We start from the raw sequence: 18,565 nt of genomic DNA, 5'->3' as shown, positions 1-18,565 counted from the left end.
GTCCAGTACGTTACGCTGCCCTGAGCCCATAGTCATCACTCGGCACAGTGCGCCCCGCGAGCGTCGTCCTCGGCGGGTGGATTTGCAGGACGCTGTCGAAGGGATTGAGGCCGTGACCATCATTCGCAGGATCGGTGCAGTCGCGCTCGCGGCTCCCCTTGCGATGAGCATCCCGGTCCTCGGGGCGTTGCCCGCGGACGCGGCGACGACCGCGGTGATCAGCCCGGCGAACGGCGCCGTCATCACCAGCGGGTCGAGCGTGACCGTGAAGGCGCACTACGACTTCGCGCTGAAGATGCAGCTGCGCGTCGACGGCCCCGGGATCGGCGACACGTTCCTCAAGGAGAGCAGCTGGGCGGGCGACCTGTCGGCCCCGCTGGAGTTGCGCCGCAACGGCAAGTACAAGGCCTACCTCAAGGGTTCGATCACCGGGCAGATCTACGACTCGAACACCTTCACCGTCCGGATCGCGCCCGCGGCGCCGACCGGTGTCTCCGCGAGCGTGTCCGGCAGCAAGGTCGTGGTGAAGTGGAACCGCGGCTATGAGGACGACCTGCTCGGCTACTCCCTGTCGGGTTCCGGGGTGGGTTCCAAGTCCGGGTCGCTGGGGTCGCTCTGCTCCGGCACGAACTGCTCCGCCAGCCTGTCGCTGACGCGGTCGAGCGGATCGGTCTCGGTCGCCGTGAAGGCCAGGCGGTCCACCGGGACGGGCGGGTCGCTGTACTCGTCCCCCGCGACGGCCAGCGCCGTGGCGGGCGGTGCCACCGGCGGTCTTCCGACCGGCTCCGCGCCGTCGCTGCCGACCGGGACCTCCGGGCCGAGCACGTCCACCCCGCTGACGCCGTTCAATAACGAGTCGCCGGTCACGCTGCCGTCCGTCCAGCCCGACGGCGCGACGCCCGGCCTCACCTACCCGGCGCCGCAGATCGCGACGGACGCGCCGAAGGCCGTGAACGTCGCGGCGACCGACCGGCTGCAGTGGGGCAAGAGCGTCGGGATCGCGCTGATCCTGCTGATCGTCGCGGCCCACCTCGGGACGTGGACGCGGCGGCTGCGCGTCCATCAGGCCGGGGCGAACAGCCTGGGGATGGCCGCGCGCATCGCGCGCGGCGGCACCGGACGCAAGCGGGTCAAGAACGCCCGCGAGCGGATCGCCCGGGCCGAGGCCATCGCCAAGACGGGATCTGTGAAGACGGCCGCGAAGGGCGCCCGCCCGGGCGACACGATGGTGCTCGGCGCGGCGCCCAAGGCGAAGACGAAGAGCAGGTCCGGACGCCGTCCGGCCACCATGGGCACGACCGGCGGCGTCGACGTCCAGATCGCCAAGCCGGCCTCCGGGAAGCCCGCCGGCAGGCGCCGCTCCTCCGGCCGCGGCCGCCGCCGCAAGTAGCCGGGTGACCGGCCCTGCCCCGGTGGGACGCGTGTAGCCGCGTCGCGCCTTCGTCCGCTGCGACCATCCGGCCGGATGCGTCGGGTGGGGCGGGAGGTGCGGTCTTGGACGGAGGTGGCGAACGGTCTAGGCTGCCTTGCCAGCCGGATCCCCCGGATCGTCCGGCACGGGAGAGGAGACCCTCCGCATGATCATTTTGGGGTTGGTCGTCACGCTCGCCGCCATCGTCGCGGCCGTGGCCGTCATCCTGGACAACACCGGCGGGGTCCACGTGACCGCGTTCGGGCACGAGGTGCCCGGCATCACGCAGCAGTGGCACCTGTTCCTGGCCGGCGTCGTCGTCGCCATCGTGTTCATGGCGGGCGCGGGGATCGCCGCCCTCGGGTTCCGGCGCACCATGAACATGCGCAGGGAGCTGCGGGATCTGCGGGACGAGCACGAGGAGTCGCTGCAGACGCTGGAGCTGGAGCGGCGCAAGCTGCAGCAGGCGCTGGCGCAGGCCCGGCGCGGGCTGGACGAGCAGCCGTCCGTCCCGGCGCAGCGCGTCGCGCCTAACTAGCCGGGCCCCGGTCGTTCCAAGGCAGCGCGGGCTGACGCGGCTCGGGTTCGTCGAGGCGAGCGGGGCGCTGGAGGCGGGTCAGGGGGCCGCTTCCAGGAGGACGGCGAGGAGCGTCAGCGCGCCCTGCTTGTCGAGGGGTTCGTTGCCGTTGCCGCACTTGGGGGACTGGATGCAGGACGGGCAGCCGGAGTCGCATTCGCAGGACGCGATCGCGTCGCGGGTGGCGCGCAGCCAGGCGGACGCGTCGGCGTAGCCGCGCTCCGCGAAGCCGGCGCCGCCCTCGTGGCCGTCGTAGACGAAGACGGTGAGCAGCCCGGTGTCCGGGTGGACGGCGGTGGAGACGCCGCCGATGTCCCACCGGTCGCAGGTGGCGTAGAGAGGGAGCAGCCCGATCGAGGCGTGCTCGGCGGCGTGGGCGGCGCCGGCGAGGTCGAGGTCGCCGAGGGCGTCGACCTGGGCCTCCGACAGCGTCCACCAGACGGCGCGGGTGCGCAGGGTGCGGGGCGGCAGGTCGAGGGGCTTCTCGCCGAGCATCTCGCCGGTCTGGACGCGGCGCATCTGGTAGGCGACGACCTGGCTGGTGACGTCGACGGTGCCGTAGCAGAGCGTCGCGTCGCCCCAGGAGGTGGAGCGGAGCCGTTCGGCGATGGTGATGTCGGTGACGTCGCGGGCGGTGGTGGAGTAGTCGGGGTCGGCGGCCTCGACGAGCGCGACGGAGTCGTCCAGGTCGAGGGTCTGGACGATGAACGAGTCGCCCTGGTGGATGTAGACGGCGCCGTCGTGCACGGTGGTGTGCGCGGACGCCTCGTCGACGGTGCCGAGGAGGCGTCCGGTGGCGGTCTCGACGACCTGGACGGGCGCGCCGCCGGCGCCGCGGATGTCGGCGAGGTCGCAGGCCTTGTCGCGGCGCGTCCAGTACCAGCCGTTGGGGCGGCGGCGCAGGAACCCGCGGCGGACGAGATCGGGCAGCAGGTCGGCGGTGGACGGCCCGAAGAGCGCGGCGTCGTCGTCGGTGAGGGGCAGTTCGGACGCGGCGGCGCACAGGTGCGGTTCGAGGACGTACGGGTTGTCGGGGTCGAGGACGGTGGCCTCGACAGGCGTCCCGAAGATCGCCTCGGGGTGGTGGACGAGGAAGGTGTCGAGCGGGTCGTCGCGGGCCACGAGGACGGAGAGGGCGGCCTGCCCGGACCGTCCGGCGCGTCCGGCCTGCTGCCACAGCGATGCGCGGGTGCCGGGCCAGCCGCAGACGAGGACGGCGTCGAGCCCGGACACGTCGACGCCGAGTTCGAGGGCGTTCGTGCTGGCCAGGCCGACGATCGAGCGGGAGCGGAGCGCGGCTTCGAGGGCGCGGCGCTCTTCGGGGAGGTACCCGGCGCGGTACGCGGCGACCTGGTCGGCGAGCGCGGGCGCGACCTCGTGCAGCGCGCGTTTGGCGCCGAGCGCGACGGATTCGGCGCCGCGCCGGGACCGGACGAACGCGAGGGTCTGGACGCCTTCGACGACGAGGTCGGCGAGGAGGTCGCCGGCTTCGGCGGTGGCGGTGCGGCGGACGGGCGCGCCCTGCTCGCCGCGCAGGTCGGTGAGGGGCGGCTCCCAGAGCGCGAAGGTGGCGGGGCCGCGCGGGGAGGCGTCGTCGTCGACGGCGACGACGTCGAGGCCGGTGAGCCGGGACGCGGTGGACGCGGGCTCGGACGTGGTGGCGGACGCCAGGATGAAGGTGGGCGAGGCGTGGTAGCGGGCGCAGATCCGGCGGAGGCGGCGCAGGATCTGCGCGACATGCGAGCCGAAGACGCCTCGGTATCCGTGCGCCTCGTCGACGACGACGTAGCGGAGGCGGCGCAGGAACGACGACCAGCGGGAGTGCCCGGGCAGGATCGACCGGTGCAGCATGTCCGGATTCGTCAGCACATAGTTGGCGTGCTGGCGGACCCAGGAGCGCTCGTCCTGCGGGGTGTCGCCGTCGTACGTCGCCGCGCGGACGCGGGTGAGGCGCAGGCCGCGCAGCGCGCGGAGCTGGTCGGCGGCGAGCGCCTTCGTCGGGGACAGGTAGAGGATCGTCCCCTCGCGGCGGTGGTCGTCCTCGCCCGCATAGATCGCCTCGATCGAGGGCAGCAGGTAGGCGAGGGACTTTCCGGACGCGGTGCCTGTGGCGATGATCACAGAGCGGCCGGCGCGGGCGTGCTCCGCGGCGGCGGCCTGGTGCTCCCACGGGGCCTCGATCCCGGCGGCGGCCAGCCGGTCCACGAGCAGCGGGGGCGACCAGGACGGCCACCCCGCACGACGGCCCTCACGTGCGGGAACGCGCTCCACATGGGTGATGCGGTCCCGCCGCGACGGGTCGGCGAGCAGCCGGTCGAGAGGGGTTGAAGATCTTTGGGCGGGCATCAGGTTTTCAGTTTGCCAGCCGGGGCAAAACTACGGGAACGCCCCGGCGCCGGTGGGCCCGTTCCCCCTGTGCTCATCTGTGGATCAGCAGGTCAGACGGGACGGCGCGAACTTTCGCCCGACTGGTCGATAACGTGCGTGCGCCGCGCCGGAGCGTGGTTGAATCACGGCGATGTCTCGCCACCCGGGCCGCCGCCGCGGAGCCCGGAGGGCGGGATCGGATTGTGCTGCACGGCGCTGGAGGATTTGTGGACCTGAAGGTGAACGACTACACCACCGACGATGGCCTCACCGTCATCAACGTGGAGGGCGAGATCGACGTCTACACGGCGCCGAAGCTTCGCGAGAAGCTCATCGACCTGGTCAACAAGGGCAAGTTCCACCTGCTCGTGGACATGGAGAAGGTCGAGTTCCTGGACTCGACCGGCCTCGGCGTCCTGGTCGGCGGGCTGAAGCGGGTCCGCGCGCACGACGGCTCGCTGGAGCTGGTCTGCACCCAGGAGCGCATCCTCAAGATCTTCCGGATCACGGGGCTGACCAAGGTCTTCGGCATCCACGACTCGATCGCCGAGGCCGAGGAGAAGCGCAAGGGCGCGAAGTAGGCGGCCTGACACCACGATGGCGACCGTTGAACTGTTCTTCAGTGCGCTGCCCGTCCACGTCCGGACCGCCCGGCTGATCGTGACCGCGGTGGCCCGCCGCAGCGGCGTCGCCGAGGCGCTGCTGGACGAGGTGAGGCTGGCGGTCGGCGAGGCGTGCTCGCGGGCCGTGGAGGCGCACCGCCTGCACTGCCCGGACGAGCCCGTCCGGCTCGAGCTGACCGGCGCGGGCCGCCGCTTCGAGGTCACGGTGAGCGACACCGTGCCCGGCGACGACGCGGCGGGCGGGCCGCCGGCGCGGCCGGACGAGGACGACCTGGAGTTCGACCTGGGCGAGGGCACCGCCGAGCTCGGGCTGGCGGTCATCGCCGGGCTCGCCGACGACGTGGAGATCGCCACCACGCCGAAGGGCGTCCAGATCAGGATGAGCTGGCCCGCGGAGGCCGAGGCGACCATCTGACCCGGCCGCGGCCGGGCGGAATTGGCTGGCCGCAAGGCAGCGCGCACCCGTCCCCCAGACCGCATGGCGAAGGCCCCGCCCCGGCGGGGCCTTCGCCGTCCCCGCCCCCGGCGTCACACCGCAGCGCCCGGCGTCACCCCGCAGCGCCCGGCGTGACCTCGCGCCCGGCGCCCGCGTCACACCGCCCCGCCCGACGCGGGGGCGGTCAGGGGGTGAGGACGATCTTGCCCTGGGTGCTGCCGGACTCGACGAGCTCGTGCGCCTTCGCGGCGTCCGCGAGCGGCAGGACCTGGGCGACGTGCGGGCGGAGCAGGCCGTCCTCGACGAGCGCCGTCAGCGCTTCGAGAGCGGTGTGGTCGGGCTCGACGGTGATGCCCGTGAAGCGGCGCCCGGCCGCGGCGGCGGCCGCCGCGAGGGCGGCGTCCTCGCGGTCCACGGCGGTGACGAGGAGGCCGCCCGGCCGCAGGACGCGCAGCGAGCGCTCGCCGTACCCGCCGCCGACGGCGTCGTAGACGATGTCGAGGTCGCCGGTCGCCTCGGTGAAGTCGGCCGTCCGGTAGTCGATGACCTCGTCGGCGCCGAGCGACCGGACGAAGTCGTGCTTGCGGGCGCTCGCCGTCGCGACGACGTGCGCGCCGCGTGCCTTGGCGATCTGCACGGCGACGTGGCCGAGGCCGCCGCCCGCGCCGTGCACGAGGACCCGGTCGCCCTCCCGCACTCCGGCGGCGTCCACGAGGCCCTGCCAGGCGGTGAGGCCCACGAGCGGCAGCGCGGCGGCCTCGACGTGGCCGAGCCCGGCGGGCTTGCGCGCGATCTGCCGCGACGGCGCCACGACGTACTCGGCGTAGCCGGCGGCGGCCCGCGGGAACAGCGGCATGCCGTAGACCTCGTCGCCCGGCTGGAAGCGCGTCACGCCCGGGACGACCTCCTCCACGACCCCCGACACGTCCCACCCGAGGACGAACGGAGGTTCGCCGAGGAGCGGGAACGAGCCCGCCCGGATGTAGGCGTCGATCGGGTTGACCGCCGTCGCGCGGACGCGGACGAGGACCTCGGACGGCAGGGGCACGGGACGCTCGGTCTCGACGACTTCGAGGACCTCGGGGCCGCCGAAGGCCCGCTGGGTGACCGCACGCATGATGTCTCTCCTGGTGTGGGCGTGAACCTGACACCAATCACGCTACGGAGTGGACTGGAGACGCTGAATATCTCTCAGTCGCTGATTTATGTCCGTCCGTCTCAGGTCGCGTAGCATTCCGGGTATGGACGTGCTCAGCGAGGTGATCGCCTCGATGCGGACCGGCCTCCCGACGGCGACTCGCACCGACGCGCGCGCCCCCTGGGCCATGAGGCTTCGTCCGGTCGCGGGCCCCGGATTCCACGTGATCCTGGAGGGCTCCTGCTGGCTCCTCCCTCCGGGCGGGCCGGGCGAGGCCGGCGAGGCGGGCGAGGCGGGCGAGCCCGTCGAGCTGGCCGCGGGCGACGTGGTGTTCCTGCGGTCGGGGCGGGAGCACGTCCTCGCGGACGATCCGGCCACGACGCCGGTCCGGCTCCACACCGGGCCGGACGGGGGCGGCGGCTTCGGCGAGCTGACCATCGAGGGGCCGGGGGCGCGGACCGTCATGCTGTGCGGGGCGTACGACCTCGACCAGGCGCGCCCGCATCCGCTGCTGCGCGGGCTGCCGCCGGTGATCCACGTGCGGGCGCGGCAGGGCGGGCATCCGGAGCTGCGCTCGGCGGTCGCGCTGCTCTGCGCGGAGCTGTCCGGCGGGCGGCCGGGCGCGGACGGGATCGTCCCGCCGATGATCGACGTGCTGCTGTTCTACCTCCTGCGGGCCTGGCTGGACGAGTCGGACGCCCCGGACGGCTGTGCGGCGGCGCTGACCGACCCGGGCATCTCGCGCGCGCTCAGGGCCATCCACGAGGAGCCCGGGCGGCCGTGGACCGTGGAGGCGCTCGGCCGGTGCGCCGGGCTGTCGCGGGCGGCGTTCGCGCGGCGGTTCGCGGCGCTGGTCGGGGAGCCGCCGCTGGCGTACCTGACGCGCTGGCGGATGACGACGGCGGGCCGGCTGCTGCGGGAGACGCGCGACCCGCTGAGCGCGGTGGCGGAGCGGACGGGGTACACGTCGGAGTTCGCGTTCGCCAAGGCGTTCAAGCGGGAGTTCGGCGTGGCGCCGGGCGGCTACCGCAAGTCCGCCGCCCGCCCCCGCTCCGCCTGAACGGCGCCGGTGGGACCCCCGGGACGGAGCACTCGTCAGGGTGTGAGATTCTCTCCGAAGAATGATCTTGAATCGCCCGGATTTGGGCCTGGACATATTGTGTGTTAATGCCTAGCTTAATTAACGAGCGGCGCGCGCCGCGCCGCCGGGCGACGTCGGCCGCGGCCCTGTCAAGGCAGCCGCGGGGTAATAGTGTGCTTACCCGGACTGACCTGCTGAAATAACGGCCGACCCGGTTCAAAGGTCAAATTACGGCGTAATGCGGATTGCTTTTCCGTGACATCCTCATTAAGGGTCTGGCGCCCTTCTCATTCGCCCTCCGCCTGCGTAGACTCCCGGCACCCGCGCTGCCGTGCGAGGCGTTCGAAATCAGGACTCGCGGGGTAGGCGGTAAAGATCGTCTTTTGACGGTCGGATCGCAACGCCCCTGTCGAGGAGGACGGATGTCTGGGCTTTCCCTGTCAAGCCCGGCCACTGCAGCAGCAGACGTGGATCTCGGCGGCGGCGACCTGTCACTGGTCGTCGTCGTAGCCGTGATCGCCCTGCTGGCACTGGCCGTCGCCGCGGGTCTGGTACGCGATGTACTGGCCGCGGGTCAGGGCACCGAGAAGATGCAGGAGATCGCGCGCGCGGTCCAGGTCGGCGCGAGCGCCTACCTGAAACGCCAGTTCCGCACGGTCGGCGTCTTCGTGGTGCTCATTCCGCTGGTGCTGCTGCTCCTGCCCGCCGACTCCTGGAGCGAGCGCATCGGGCGGTCGGTGTTCTTCGTCATCGGGGCGGTGTTCTCGGCCGTCACCGGCTTCACCGGGATGTGGCTGGCGGTCCGCGGCAACGTGCGGGTCGCGGCGGCGGCCCGCGAGGAGGGCGGCGAGAAGACCGCGATGCGGATCGCGTTCCGCACCGGCGGCGTCGCCGGCATGTTCACCGTCGGCCTCGGGCTGTTCGGCGCGGCGATCGTCGTGCTGGCCTACCAGGGCGACGCGCCGAAGGTCCTGGAGGGCTTCGGGTTCGGCGCCGCGCTGCTCGCGATGTTCATGCGGGTCGGCGGCGGCATCTTCACCAAGGCCGCCGACGTCGGCGCCGACCTGGTCGGCAAGGTCGAGCAGGGCATCCCGGAGGACGACCCGCGCAACGCGGCGACGATCGCCGACAACGTCGGCGACAACGTCGGCGACTGCGCCGGCATGGCCGCGGACCTGTTCGAGTCGTACTCGGTGATGCTGGTCGCCGCGCTCATCCTGGGCACCGCGGCGTTCGGCACGCAGGGCCTGGTGTTCCCGCTGCTGGTGCCGATGATCGGCGTCATCACCGCGGTGATCGGCATCTTCGCGGTGATGCCGCGCGACGGCGACCGGTCCGGGATGTCGGCGATCAACCGCGGCTTCTTCATCTCCGCGATCATCTCCGCGGTGCTCGTCGCGATCGCCGCGTTCGCCTACCTGCCCTCGTCGTTCGCCGACCTGGACGGCGGGATCCACAACGTGGACGCCGACCCGCGCTGGGTGGCACTCGGCTCGGTGATCATCGGCATCGTGCTGGCGAGCGCGATCCAGCTGCTCACCGGCTACTTCACCGAGACGAACCGCAAGCCGGTGAAGGAGGTCACCGACAGCGCCCGGACGGGCCCGGCGACCGTCATCCTGTCCGGCATCTCGCTCGGCCTGGAGTCGGCGGTCTACACCGCGCTCGTCATCGGCGCCGCCGTCTACGGGGCGTTCCTGCTCGGCTTCGGCAACACCACCGTCGCGCTGTTCGCGGTGGCGATGGCCGGCACCGGGCTGCTCACCACCGTCGGCGTGATCGTGTCCATGGACACCTTCGGGCCCGTGTCCGACAACGCGCAGGGCATCGCGGAGATGTCCGGCGACGTCCAGGGTGAGGCCGCGTCGGTGCTGGAGCGGCTGGACGCGGTCGGCAACACCACCAAGGCGATCACCAAGGGCATCGCGATCGCGACGGCGGTGCTCGCGGCGACCGCGCTGTTCGGCTCGTTCGGGACGGCGGTCAACTCCGCGCTCGCGGACGCGTCCAAGTCCGCGAAGGACGCGATCGGCTCGCAGTTCAACCACGGCATCAACCTGTCGATCGACAACCCGAACGTGCTGATCGGGCTGATCATCGGCGCGGCCGTGGTGTTCCTGTTCTCCGGCCTGGCGATCATGGCGGTGGGCCGGGCGGCCGGACGGGTCGTGGTGGAGGTGCGCGAGCAGTTCCGCACCAAGCCCGGGATCATGGACTACACCGAGAAGCCGGACTACGACCGGGTCGTGGACATCTGCACCCGGGACGCGCAGCGGGAGCTGGCCACCCCCGGCCTGCTGGCGATCATGACGCCGATCGCGGTCGGGTTCGCGCTCGGGTACGCGCCGCTCGGCGCCTACCTCGGCGGCGCGATCGCGGCCGGTGTGCTGATGGCGGTGTTCCTCGCGAACGCCGGCGGCGCGTGGGACAACGCGAAGAAGGTCGTCGAGGAGGGCTTCCTCGGCGGCAAGGGCAGCGAGGCGCACGAGGCGACGGTGATCGGCGACACGGTCGGCGACCCGTTCAAGGACACCGCCGGCCCCGCGATCAACCCGCTGATCAAGGTGATGAACCTGGTCGCGCTGCTGATCGCGGACGCGGTCGTGACGTACGCCGACAACTACGCGCTGCGGGCCGGCGTGACGGTCGTGGCGGTCGGCATCGTCGTCGCGGCGATCGTCGTCTCCAAGCGCCGCGCGGACCCGATCGCCCCGTCCGCCGACGCGGGCGGCGACCGGGCGGCGAGCCCGGGCACGGTCGAGGGCGGCGACGCGAAGGGCGGCGCCGTCGAGGCGACCGCGCCGGAGCAGGCGCCGGCGCCCGCCGAGGAGGCGGTCGCGGTCGAGGCGAACGGCTCGGCGGCGTCCGGGAAGGCGGACGAGTCCCCGGCCGGGGCGTCCTGATCCGTCCTGATCGCGAGGGGCCGGTGGCGTCGCGCCGCCGGCCCCTTCCGCGTTCCCCCCGGGTGGTGTCCGGAGCACGCGGGACCGGTCGTACGCTGTACGCGGGAACGGGACCGAGGAAACGGGAGGCGCTGTGGCGAGCGGCGAGAAGCCGGCCTTGTCCGGCGGTAAGGGCTTCGCCCTGGTGCTGTGCGGGATGCTCGCCATCCTGCTCGCCCTGTGGGGGCTGGCGGCGCTGGTCGCGCCGTAGCCCGCCGCAAGGTGACGGGCCGGCGGCGCTGTTCGCGCCGTAGCCTGCCGCAGGGCGGCGGCCTGCCGGTGGCGGTCGCGCCGTAGGCTGGCGTCATGCCGACGCTGATCGTGCTCCGCCACGCCAAGGCCGTCGCGGGCTTCGGGACGGCCGACATCGACCGCGCCCTCAACGACCGCGGGCGGCGCGACGCCGCGGCGGCCGGGGAGTGGCTGCGCGCGGAGGGCCTCGCCCCCGGCTGGGTGCTGTGCTCCCCCGCCGTGCGGACGCGGGAGACGCTCGACCTGCTCGCCGTCCGGCCCGCCGCCGGGACGGCGTTCGAGCCGAAGATCTACGACAACGACCCGGACCTGCTGCCGTCCCTGGTCGCGGAGGCGCCGGACGATGCCGGGACGGTACTGCTCGTGGGTCACAACCCGTCGGTGCACCAGTTCGTCCACGACCTGACGGGGCAGGCCCCGGACAGCTTCCCGACGTGCGCGCTCGCCGTCATCGACCTGCCGGGCGCGTGGGCGGACGTGCGGCCCGGCGCCGGCACCCTCGTCACGTTCCGCACCCCGAAGGACTGACCCCTCCGGCGCCCCGGACCGGAAGCGTCAGGAGTCCTGCCCGACCGCCGCCAGCGACGCGTTGATCACCCGTCCGGTGTCACGGCGCAGCGAGCGGACCGTGTACCGGGTCCCGGACACCTGCGCCAGCGCGTGCCGCAGCGGCGTGAACTCCTCCCGCCCGACGCCCGACTTGATCTCCGCGCGGCGCCGCTTGGTGAGCTTCTTCAGGTAGTCGTCGAGGTCGGCGAGCTCCTCCTCCAACTCGGCGGCGGGCGACCGGGACTTCAGGTCCTCGTCGTCGGGGTCCTCCAGCAGCCCGGCGGCCTCCTCCAGCTGGTCGGCGAGCCGGTCCAGGATCTCTGGCACCGGCCCCGCGTCGACGGCCTCCTCCCGCGTCACCCGCGAGACCGCGATCAGGTGGTCGCGGACGCGGTGCGCGGCGCGGACGGCGTCGCGCAGCCGGCCGATCAGCGCGGTGTCGGGCACCCGCTCGTGCGTGAGCCGGTCCCGGGTCTCGGCGACGGCCTCGGCGGACCGCTCCGCGGTGACGACCTTCTCCTGCGGCAGCCGGACCCGCTCGCCGCCCACCACGTCCGCCGCCGCCCGGACGAGGTCGGCGTGCACCGCCAGCATCCGGCCGAGCTGCACCGGCAGCCGCTCCAGGTGACCGGCGGGCCACAGCAGCCGGACGGCGAGGAACGACAGCACCGTCCCCCCGGCGACCAGGCCGATCCGCTCGCCCGCGATGCGCCAGTCGGCGGGCGCGGAGAAGTCGAGCAGCATCATCGCCAGCGGCGTTCCGAACAGCCCCCAGTACGCGAAGTTGATCGGCCGCAGCGCGAACCCGGCCAGCGCGAACACGAAGACGATCGCCGCGACGACCGGCTGGGTGGGCGCCAGCGTCAGCACGACCGCGGCGATCACCGAGCCGGCGGCGGTACCGCCGACGCGCTGCACCAGCCGCTCGACGGTCTCCCCGTACGTCGCGCGCAGGCTCAGCATCGCGGTGATCGTCAGCCAGTGGCCGTGCGGGATGTGCAGCCCCGCGGCCAGCGCCATCGACACGACCGCCGTCACGTACACGCGCGTGAGCTGCCGGAACAGCGGGGAGCGGGTGCGGACGGCGCGGCGCACCCGGGCCAGCTCCGACCGCGGGTCGGGCGCGCCCGGCATCCGCGGCGGGCCGATCCCGATCCGCAGGCCGCCCGCGATGGTGCGGCGCGCCGAGGCCGCCTCACCGGCGATGCGGTCGATGGAGCGCCGCACCTGCCCGATCAGCGACACCGCGACGAGGTCCTCGTCGCCGGCGAGCCCGGCGCGCCGGATCTGCTCCGACAGCCGCCCCATCCGGCGGACCGCCGCGGACTCCTCGCCGCCGAGCGGCGCCTCGCCGTTGGTGGCGATCGCGCCCGCGAGCAGCCGCAGCCGCGCCGCGAGCGCGGACACCGCGGTCTGCGTCTCCAGCTCCCACTCGCGGTCCGGCGGGTAGTTCTTCGCCGCCTCCAGCACGGCCTGCAGCGTGACGGTCTCGTGCAGGACACGGCCCAGCGCGTCGATCAGCCGTTCCGGCCGGGTCGGCTCGCCGCGGCCCCGCCCGGACCGGTACAGCCCGTACGTGGCGCGGGCGTCGGTGAGCGCCTCGGACGCGGCGCGCCGCCGCTCCTCCCAGTCCGGCATCCGGGTGACGGCCAGCAGGTCGGGGTTGGTGAGCTCGACGGCGTTCAGCGGGCTCGGGTCCGGCGCGCCGACGTCCTGCGCGACGGCGTCGATGGCCTCCGCGACCCGGTCGGCGGCCTCGGCGAGGGCCTCCCGCAGCGGCCGCAGCCGCCGTACCGGCCACGGCACCAGCAGCAGCCCCATGGTGAGCAGCCCGCCGATCAGCTCCAGCAGCCCGATGCCGATGACGTCGGCGGACGGCGGCCGGATCGCGCTCAGCAGCACCGCGAGCCCGGCCGTCGAGCCGATCCGCGGCACCGCGACGCCGAGCGCGATCAGCGGCGGCACCACGATCACCGCGGGCCAGGTGTGCCCGCTGAGCAGACCGCCGACCGCGGACCCGACCGCGACCATCAGCACGCCGCTCGCGAGGTCCCGCGCCCGGTTCCCGTACGGGCCCTCGGGCGCGCGCAGCGCCACCAGGTACGCGCCGAGCGCGATCATCGCGCCCTGCGCGCCGCGGCCCGTCAGCGACCCGACCAGCAGCGGGATCGCCATGGCGAGCGCCGCCGCCAGCCCATAGAACGGCGCCGACTGCCCGTTGATCTGGGCGTACGCCGACCGCGCACGCTTCAGCACCGCTCCGGCTCGCCTTCCCGACTCGTCCCGCGGGCCCCGGCGGGTGCCGGGGACCGCACACCGCCACTCCTACCCCGAAAACCCCCACGATGATCGTTCCGGGCCGGGCCGGGGCTGGGCGGCGCGGGCCGCGGGGTCACAGGTAGTCGGCGGTCTTCCGGACCGTGCCGAAGCGGGGGAAGGTCCGCCGCACCGCGAACTCGTGCTCGTCGGCGGCGAACCCGGACATCGCGTCGGACGCGAACTCGACCTCGTAGCCGTGGTCGTCGGCCGCCCGCGCGGTCGACTCGACGCCCATCGTCGTGACGAGCCCGCCGAAGACCAGGGTGGTGGCGCCGCGCTCCTGCAGCCGCTCATGGAGGTCGGTGCCGTGGAACGCGCCGACGGTCCGCTTCACCACGAGGATGTCGCCCGGTCCGGCGAGCCCGTCCGCGAGGCCGCTGCCGGGCGGCTGCTCCGCGACGCCCGGCCGTTCGGCCCGCACGAGCGCCACGGGGAGCCCCTTCGCGCGGAACGCCGCCGCGAGGGATCGGCACCGGGCGAGCACCTCGTCGCCGGTGTGAGGGGCGAGGGGCAGGGCGACGATGCGGGGCATCAGGTCGATGAGCACGAGCGCGGAGGGCATGATCGTCACCCTAGGGCCGGACCGCCGCCGGAGCTGACCCCGGGCGCCGCCGGAGCTGACCCCGGGCCGCCGCCGAGTCGACCCCGGCACCGCCGGAGTTGACCCTGACGTCGCGGGAGGGTCGACGATCGGGGGCCATGAGCGAGTACATCAGCCCCGTTCCCGTGCCGGCGCCCGGCGTGCAGCCGGCGGAGATCTACCGCGAGATCTACGGGATGCCCATGTTCGTCACCGTCCCGACCGGCGACCTCGCGGCGTCCAAGGACTTCTGGATCCGCGGGCTCGGCTTCGTCGACCTGTTCTCCGTCCCGGACCGGGTGACCCACCTGCGGCGCTGGGCGTTCCAGGACGTCCTGCTGGTGCCCGGCGAGCCCGCCGGCGCGGCGCCGGCGGTGAGCGTCAGCTTCGCCTGCGTGCTCGGCCAGATCGACGAGATCGCCGCGGCCTGCGAAAAGCTGGTGCCGGGTTGCACGAGCGGGCCCGTCGACAAGCCGTGGAACTCCGTCGAGCTGGAGGTCGTCACGCCGGAGAACGCGCGGGTCGTCATGACGGCCGCCAGGCCCCTCGACCCGGACGGCCCGCAGGCCGACTGGATGCGGGAGGCGGGCATGGAGGTCCCGCGATCGTGAGCGCGCCCGTCACCGGCCTGGTGCACACTGGGCCGGTGACGCATGCCGAGGCGGACGGGCTGACCGTCGGACGGGCCGCCGCGCTGGTCGGGGTGAGCGTGAAGACGCTGCACCACTGGGACGCGGTCGGCCTCGTCCGCCCGGGCGGGCACACCCCCGCCGGGTACCGGGTGTACTCGGGCGACGACATCGCCCGCATCCACCGCGTCCTGGTCTACCGGGAGCTGGGGTTCCCGCTCGCCGAGATCGCCCGGATCCTCGACGACCCGTCCGCCGACGCCCGCGACCACCTGCGGCGGCAGCGGGCGCAGCTGGAGCGGCGCGCGGGCCGCCTCCGGGAGATGGCCCGCGCCGTCGACCGCATGCTGGAGGCGCTGGACGCCGGGCTGCGGCTCACCCCCGAGGAGCAGGTCGAGATCTTCGGCGCCGACTGGCGGCCCGAGTGGGTCGGGGACGCCCGGGACCGGTGGGGCGGCACCGTCCAGTGGACGCAGTACGCCGAACGCGCCGCCGCGATGACCCCGCAGGACTGGAAGGACGTCGCGGCGCGCACCGAGGCCCTCAACGCCGCCCTCGCCGCCGCCCGCCGCGCCGGCGTCGCCCCCGGCTCCGCCGAGGCGGACGCGCTGGCCGAACGGCACCGCGGGCTGCTGTCCACCTACTTCGACTGCACCCACGCGATGCACGCGTGCCTGGGGCGGATGTTCGCCGAGGACCCCGGCTTCGCCGCCTACTTCGACGGGATCGAGCCGGGCCTCACCGCCTGGCTCCGCGACGCGATCTTCGCGAACGCCGCACGCCACGGCGTGGACCCCGCCACCGCCCGCTGGGAGTGACCGGCTGCGCGGATCAGTCCTGCCGGACGGCTGCGGGGCTCAGTCCTGCCGGACGGCGTCGGCGGCGTCGGCCGCCTCGACCTCCTCGCGGGAGATCCCCAGCAGGAAGACGATCGTGTCCAGGTACGGGACGTTGACGGCCGTGTCGGCGGCCTGCCGGACCACGGGCTTGGCGTTGTAGGCGACGCCGAGCCCCGCGGCCTGGAGCATGTCGAGATCGTTGGCGCCGTCGCCGATCGCGACGGTCTGGCTCACCGGGACGCCGGCCTCCGCGGCGAACCGGCGCAGCGCCGCCGCCTTCCCGGCCCGGTCGATCACCGGCCCGGTCACCCGCCCGGTGAGCTTCCCGTTCTCGATCTCCAGGGTGTTCGCGGCGGAGTAGTCGATCCCGAGATCGTCCACCAGGGCGTCGGTGACCTGCGTGAACCCGCCGGACACGATCGCGAACTTGTAGTCCAGGCGCTTCAGGGTGCGGACCATGGTGCGGGCGCCCGCCGCGAGCCGCAGCTTGTCGCGGACGTCGTCGATCGCCGTCGCGTCGAGCCCCGCCAGCAGCGCGACCCGCTCCCGCAGCGACCCCTCGAAGTCGAGCTCGCCGCGCATCGCGGCCTCGGTGACCTTCGCGACCTCGTCGAGGCAGCCGGCGTGCTCGGCGAGCAGCTCGATCACCTCGCCCTGGATCAGCGTCGAGTCGACGTCCATGACGATCAGCCGCTTCGCGCGCCGGCTCAGCCCGCCGTGCTGGACGGCGATGTCGACCTGCTGCTCGGCGGCCTCGGTGGCGAGCCCGGCCCGCAGCGTGTCGGGGTCGGCGCCGGACACGTCCATCTCGATGCAGGTCACGGGGTTCTGCGCGAGCCGCTCGATCCGGTCGATGTTGGCGCCGTGCGCGGAGATCCGCCCGGCGATCCCGGCCATCGCGGCGGGCTTCAGCGGGGCGCCGAGCACCGTGACGTGCAGCCGCCCGCCGCGCTTCGGCATCCGCTTGTTCCGGCCCGTGGACAGCTCGATCTCCATGTCGAGATCGTTGGCGACCTTCTCCGCCGCGTTCCACACGCGGCCGATGTCGGCGCCCTCGGTGTAGGCGAGCAGGACCCCGAGGACGAGCCGCCCCCGGATCACGACCTGCTCGACGTCGGCGACGGTGAGCGGGAACTGGGAGAGTGTGCGGAACAGCCGCGACGTCACGCCGGGGCGGTCGCGTCCGGTGAGTGTGATGAGCAGCGTTCGCTGTGCTGACCCGTCCATAGCTGTCCACAACGGTACCGGCCGCGGGACACCCCTCGTGCGCCAGGTCCGCCATGCGAGACGCCGCTGCCTTTCGCGGACGCGCCGCCGCCTCTCGCGGCCGGGTTCCGGGGCCGCCGGCCGCCGCGGGGGAGGTTTACCTGCTGGTGACGGCGGTTACGCCGGAAATGTCCGATCGGCTCGGGAACGGGGCTCGGACTGATCGCGAGCCCAGCCCGTCCCCGAGGCGGAAGCGTCGAGATCGGGGGAGGAACCATGACCAAGTTCATGGACGTTCACCACGGCATGACCGGGCTCACCGGCGACCAGCTCAGGGAGGCCCACGAGGCGGACCTCGCGATCCAGGACCAGGAAGGCGTCGTCTTCGAGCACACCTGGGCCGACCCGGAGTCCGGCACGGTCTACTGCCTGTCCGAGGCGCCGGACGCCGACGCCGTCCAGCGCATCCATGAGCGCGCCGGCCACCGCGCCGACGAGGTCCACTGCGTCACGCTGGCCCTCTGAGCAACGGCCGCGCGCCCCCGGCGTCCGGGGTCCTTCTGGTTCTCGTCCGGGTCCTTCTGGTTCTGGGGACGCGCCCGGCACCTGGTTCTGGGGACGCGCCCGACGCGCCAGCCCGGACAACGGCACGCCCCCAGTCCGGACATAGGATCGCCGGATGGCGACACGGCTCATTCAGATTGCGATGAAGGCAGGGGACGACTCGGCGCTCGGGCGGTTCTGGGCGGAGGCGCTCGGCTGGGGCACCGACAGCGAGGGCCCCGGCGTGACCAACCTCGCGCCCGAGGGCGTCGACTACCCCGACCCCGCCGTGCTCTTCATCGACATCCTCCGCGTGCCGGACCCCAAGACGGTCAAGAACCGCCTCCACATCGACCTCGCCACCACCTCCCTGGAGCATCAGGCGGAACTGGTCGCGCGGCTCCAGAAGCTCGGCGCGACGCCCGTCGACATCGGCCAGGGCGACGTTCCTTGGACGGTCCTCGCCGACCCGGAGGGCAATGAGTTCTGCGTCCTGGAGCCCCGGGAGCTCTACCGGGACACCGGGCCGATCGCGGCGCTGGTGGTCGACTGCGCGGACCCGCGCGCCATGGTCCGGTTCTGGGACCAGGCGATCGACTGGACCGTCCACGAGGTGACCGACGATCTCGCGAGGATGCGCTCCGCCACGGGCCTCGGGCCGTACCTCGAGTTCATCCGCACGCCCGACGAGAAGACCGGGCTGAACCGCATCCACTTCGACCTCCGCCCGTACGCCGGCGACGACCACGCCGCGGAGGGCGACCGGCTGCGCGGGCTCGGCGCCACCGACACCGACATCGGCCAGGGCGACGTCCCCTGGACGGTCCTTTCCGACCCGGAGGGTAACGAGTTCTGCCTGCTCACCCCTCGCTGAGCGGGTCGGCGCCCGACCTGGTTCTCTCAAAGTTCGACATTCCAAAGGCTGTTTGGATTGCCCCCAGCCAGATTCGTGTCTTTGGTGCGGTTGGGTGTTCGGGCGAATCGCAAGAGGGGTGTTCGGGTGGTGGGGTGGCGCTTGCGTACGGGGCCGCCCCTCCAAAGTCAAGGGCGCCTTCGGCGTCGCTTCGCGATGG

Annotated in this window: 16 protein-coding genes; 11 read left to right on the top strand and 5 right to left on the bottom strand. The window is 73.4% G+C overall.

The window, feature by feature from the left end:
* Window positions 1-112: 112 nt before the first annotated feature.
* Window positions 113-1,390, top strand: coding sequence for a hypothetical protein (locus tag AB0C78_RS11110; protein ID WP_360745184.1), 1,278 nt, complete (start codon window positions 113-115; stop codon window positions 1,388-1,390).
* 187 nt (window positions 1,391-1,577) lie between these two features.
* A complete protein-coding gene (locus AB0C78_RS11105; protein WP_151543229.1) occupies window positions 1,578-1,949 on the top strand; it encodes a hypothetical protein in 372 nt (123 codons plus the stop codon).
* 78 nt (window positions 1,950-2,027) lie between these two features.
* On the opposite strand, the gene AB0C78_RS11100 is transcribed toward AB0C78_RS11105, so the two are convergent.
* On the bottom strand, window positions 2,028-4,334 hold the full coding sequence (locus AB0C78_RS11100) for a DEAD/DEAH box helicase (protein ID WP_151543230.1): 2,307 nt from the start codon (window positions 4,332-4,334) through the stop codon (window positions 2,028-2,030).
* 248 nt (window positions 4,335-4,582) lie between these two features.
* On the opposite strand from AB0C78_RS11100, the gene AB0C78_RS11095 reads away from it, so the two are divergent.
* Together AB0C78_RS11095 and AB0C78_RS11090 are read left to right on the top strand one after the other, a co-directional pair.
* On the top strand, window positions 4,583-4,936 hold the full coding sequence (locus tag AB0C78_RS11095; protein WP_021597910.1) for an STAS domain-containing protein: 354 nt from the start codon (window positions 4,583-4,585) through the stop codon (window positions 4,934-4,936).
* A 16-nt stretch (window positions 4,937-4,952) separates the two neighbouring features.
* Window positions 4,953-5,393 carry an ATP-binding protein gene (locus AB0C78_RS11090; protein WP_360745181.1) on the top strand — a complete coding sequence of 147 codons (441 nt, stop codon included), beginning with the start codon at window positions 4,953-4,955 and terminating at the stop codon, window positions 5,391-5,393.
* 205 nt (window positions 5,394-5,598) lie between these two features.
* Here the strand turns inward: AB0C78_RS11090 and AB0C78_RS11085 are convergent, their stop codons facing one another.
* On the bottom strand, window positions 5,599-6,531 hold the full coding sequence (locus AB0C78_RS11085) for an NADP-dependent oxidoreductase (RefSeq protein ID WP_360745178.1): 933 nt from the start codon (window positions 6,529-6,531) through the stop codon (window positions 5,599-5,601).
* A 124-nt stretch (window positions 6,532-6,655) separates the two neighbouring features.
* Between AB0C78_RS11085 and AB0C78_RS11080 the strand changes: the two genes are divergently transcribed.
* From AB0C78_RS11080 to AB0C78_RS11070, 3 genes are all read left to right on the top strand, one after another.
* Window positions 6,656-7,612 (top strand): AraC family transcriptional regulator, encoded by a 957-nt coding sequence (locus AB0C78_RS11080; RefSeq protein ID WP_360745175.1) that lies wholly within the window; start codon window positions 6,656-6,658, stop codon window positions 7,610-7,612.
* Between the two features lie 443 nt (window positions 7,613-8,055).
* Window positions 8,056-10,536 carry a sodium-translocating pyrophosphatase gene (locus AB0C78_RS11075; protein ID WP_360745172.1) on the top strand — a complete coding sequence of 827 codons (2,481 nt, stop codon included), beginning with the start codon at window positions 8,056-8,058 and terminating at the stop codon, window positions 10,534-10,536.
* A gap of 345 nt (window positions 10,537-10,881) precedes the next feature.
* Complete coding sequence (locus tag AB0C78_RS11070; RefSeq protein ID WP_360745169.1) at window positions 10,882-11,355, top strand: histidine phosphatase family protein; 474 nt, start codon at window positions 10,882-10,884, stop codon at window positions 11,353-11,355.
* A gap of 27 nt (window positions 11,356-11,382) precedes the next feature.
* Here the strand turns inward: AB0C78_RS11070 and AB0C78_RS11065 are convergent, their stop codons facing one another.
* Window positions 11,383-13,632, bottom strand: a complete 2,250-nt coding sequence (locus tag AB0C78_RS11065) for an FUSC family protein (RefSeq protein ID WP_360745166.1) — start codon at window positions 13,630-13,632, stop codon at window positions 11,383-11,385.
* A gap of 136 nt (window positions 13,633-13,768) precedes the next feature.
* The gene (locus AB0C78_RS11060; protein WP_360745164.1) at window positions 13,769-14,257 is read right to left on the bottom strand and encodes an isochorismatase family protein; all 489 of its coding nucleotides are present in this window, start codon (window positions 14,255-14,257) and stop codon (window positions 13,769-13,771) included.
* Window positions 14,258-14,394: 137 nt separating this feature from the next.
* Between AB0C78_RS11060 and AB0C78_RS11055 the strand changes: the two genes are divergently transcribed.
* Both AB0C78_RS11055 and AB0C78_RS11050 read left to right on the top strand, forming a co-directional pair.
* On the top strand, window positions 14,395-14,886 hold the full coding sequence (locus AB0C78_RS11055) for a VOC family protein (protein WP_360745161.1): 492 nt from the start codon (window positions 14,395-14,397) through the stop codon (window positions 14,884-14,886).
* The gene (locus tag AB0C78_RS11050; RefSeq protein ID WP_360745158.1) at window positions 14,883-15,722 is read left to right on the top strand and encodes a MerR family transcriptional regulator; all 840 of its coding nucleotides are present in this window, start codon (window positions 14,883-14,885) and stop codon (window positions 15,720-15,722) included. The genes AB0C78_RS11055 and AB0C78_RS11050 overlap by 4 nt, the downstream gene beginning before the upstream one ends.
* Before the next feature lie 39 nt (window positions 15,723-15,761).
* Here AB0C78_RS11050 and serB read toward each other — a convergent pair whose 3' ends face one another.
* Window positions 15,762-16,970, bottom strand: a complete 1,209-nt coding sequence (gene serB / locus AB0C78_RS11045) for a phosphoserine phosphatase SerB (protein WP_360745155.1) — start codon at window positions 16,968-16,970, stop codon at window positions 15,762-15,764.
* Between the two features lie 255 nt (window positions 16,971-17,225).
* On the opposite strand from serB, the gene AB0C78_RS11040 reads away from it, so the two are divergent.
* A complete protein-coding gene (locus AB0C78_RS11040) occupies window positions 17,226-17,474 on the top strand; it encodes an SCO4226 family nickel-binding protein (RefSeq protein ID WP_151543452.1) in 249 nt (82 codons plus the stop codon).
* Window positions 17,475-17,655: 181 nt separating this feature from the next.
* Window positions 17,656-18,366, top strand: coding sequence for a VOC family protein (locus tag AB0C78_RS11035; RefSeq protein ID WP_360745151.1), 711 nt, complete (start codon window positions 17,656-17,658; stop codon window positions 18,364-18,366).
* Window positions 18,367-18,565: the final 199 nt, after the last annotated feature.

Source organism: Actinomadura sp. NPDC048394 (genome assembly GCF_040651755.1).
Classification (GTDB): domain Bacteria; phylum Actinomycetota; class Actinomycetes; order Streptosporangiales; family Streptosporangiaceae; genus Spirillospora; species Spirillospora montaniterrae.
Note: the sequence above shows the minus strand (reverse complement) of the source record. Positions and strands in the feature narration are given on the sequence as shown.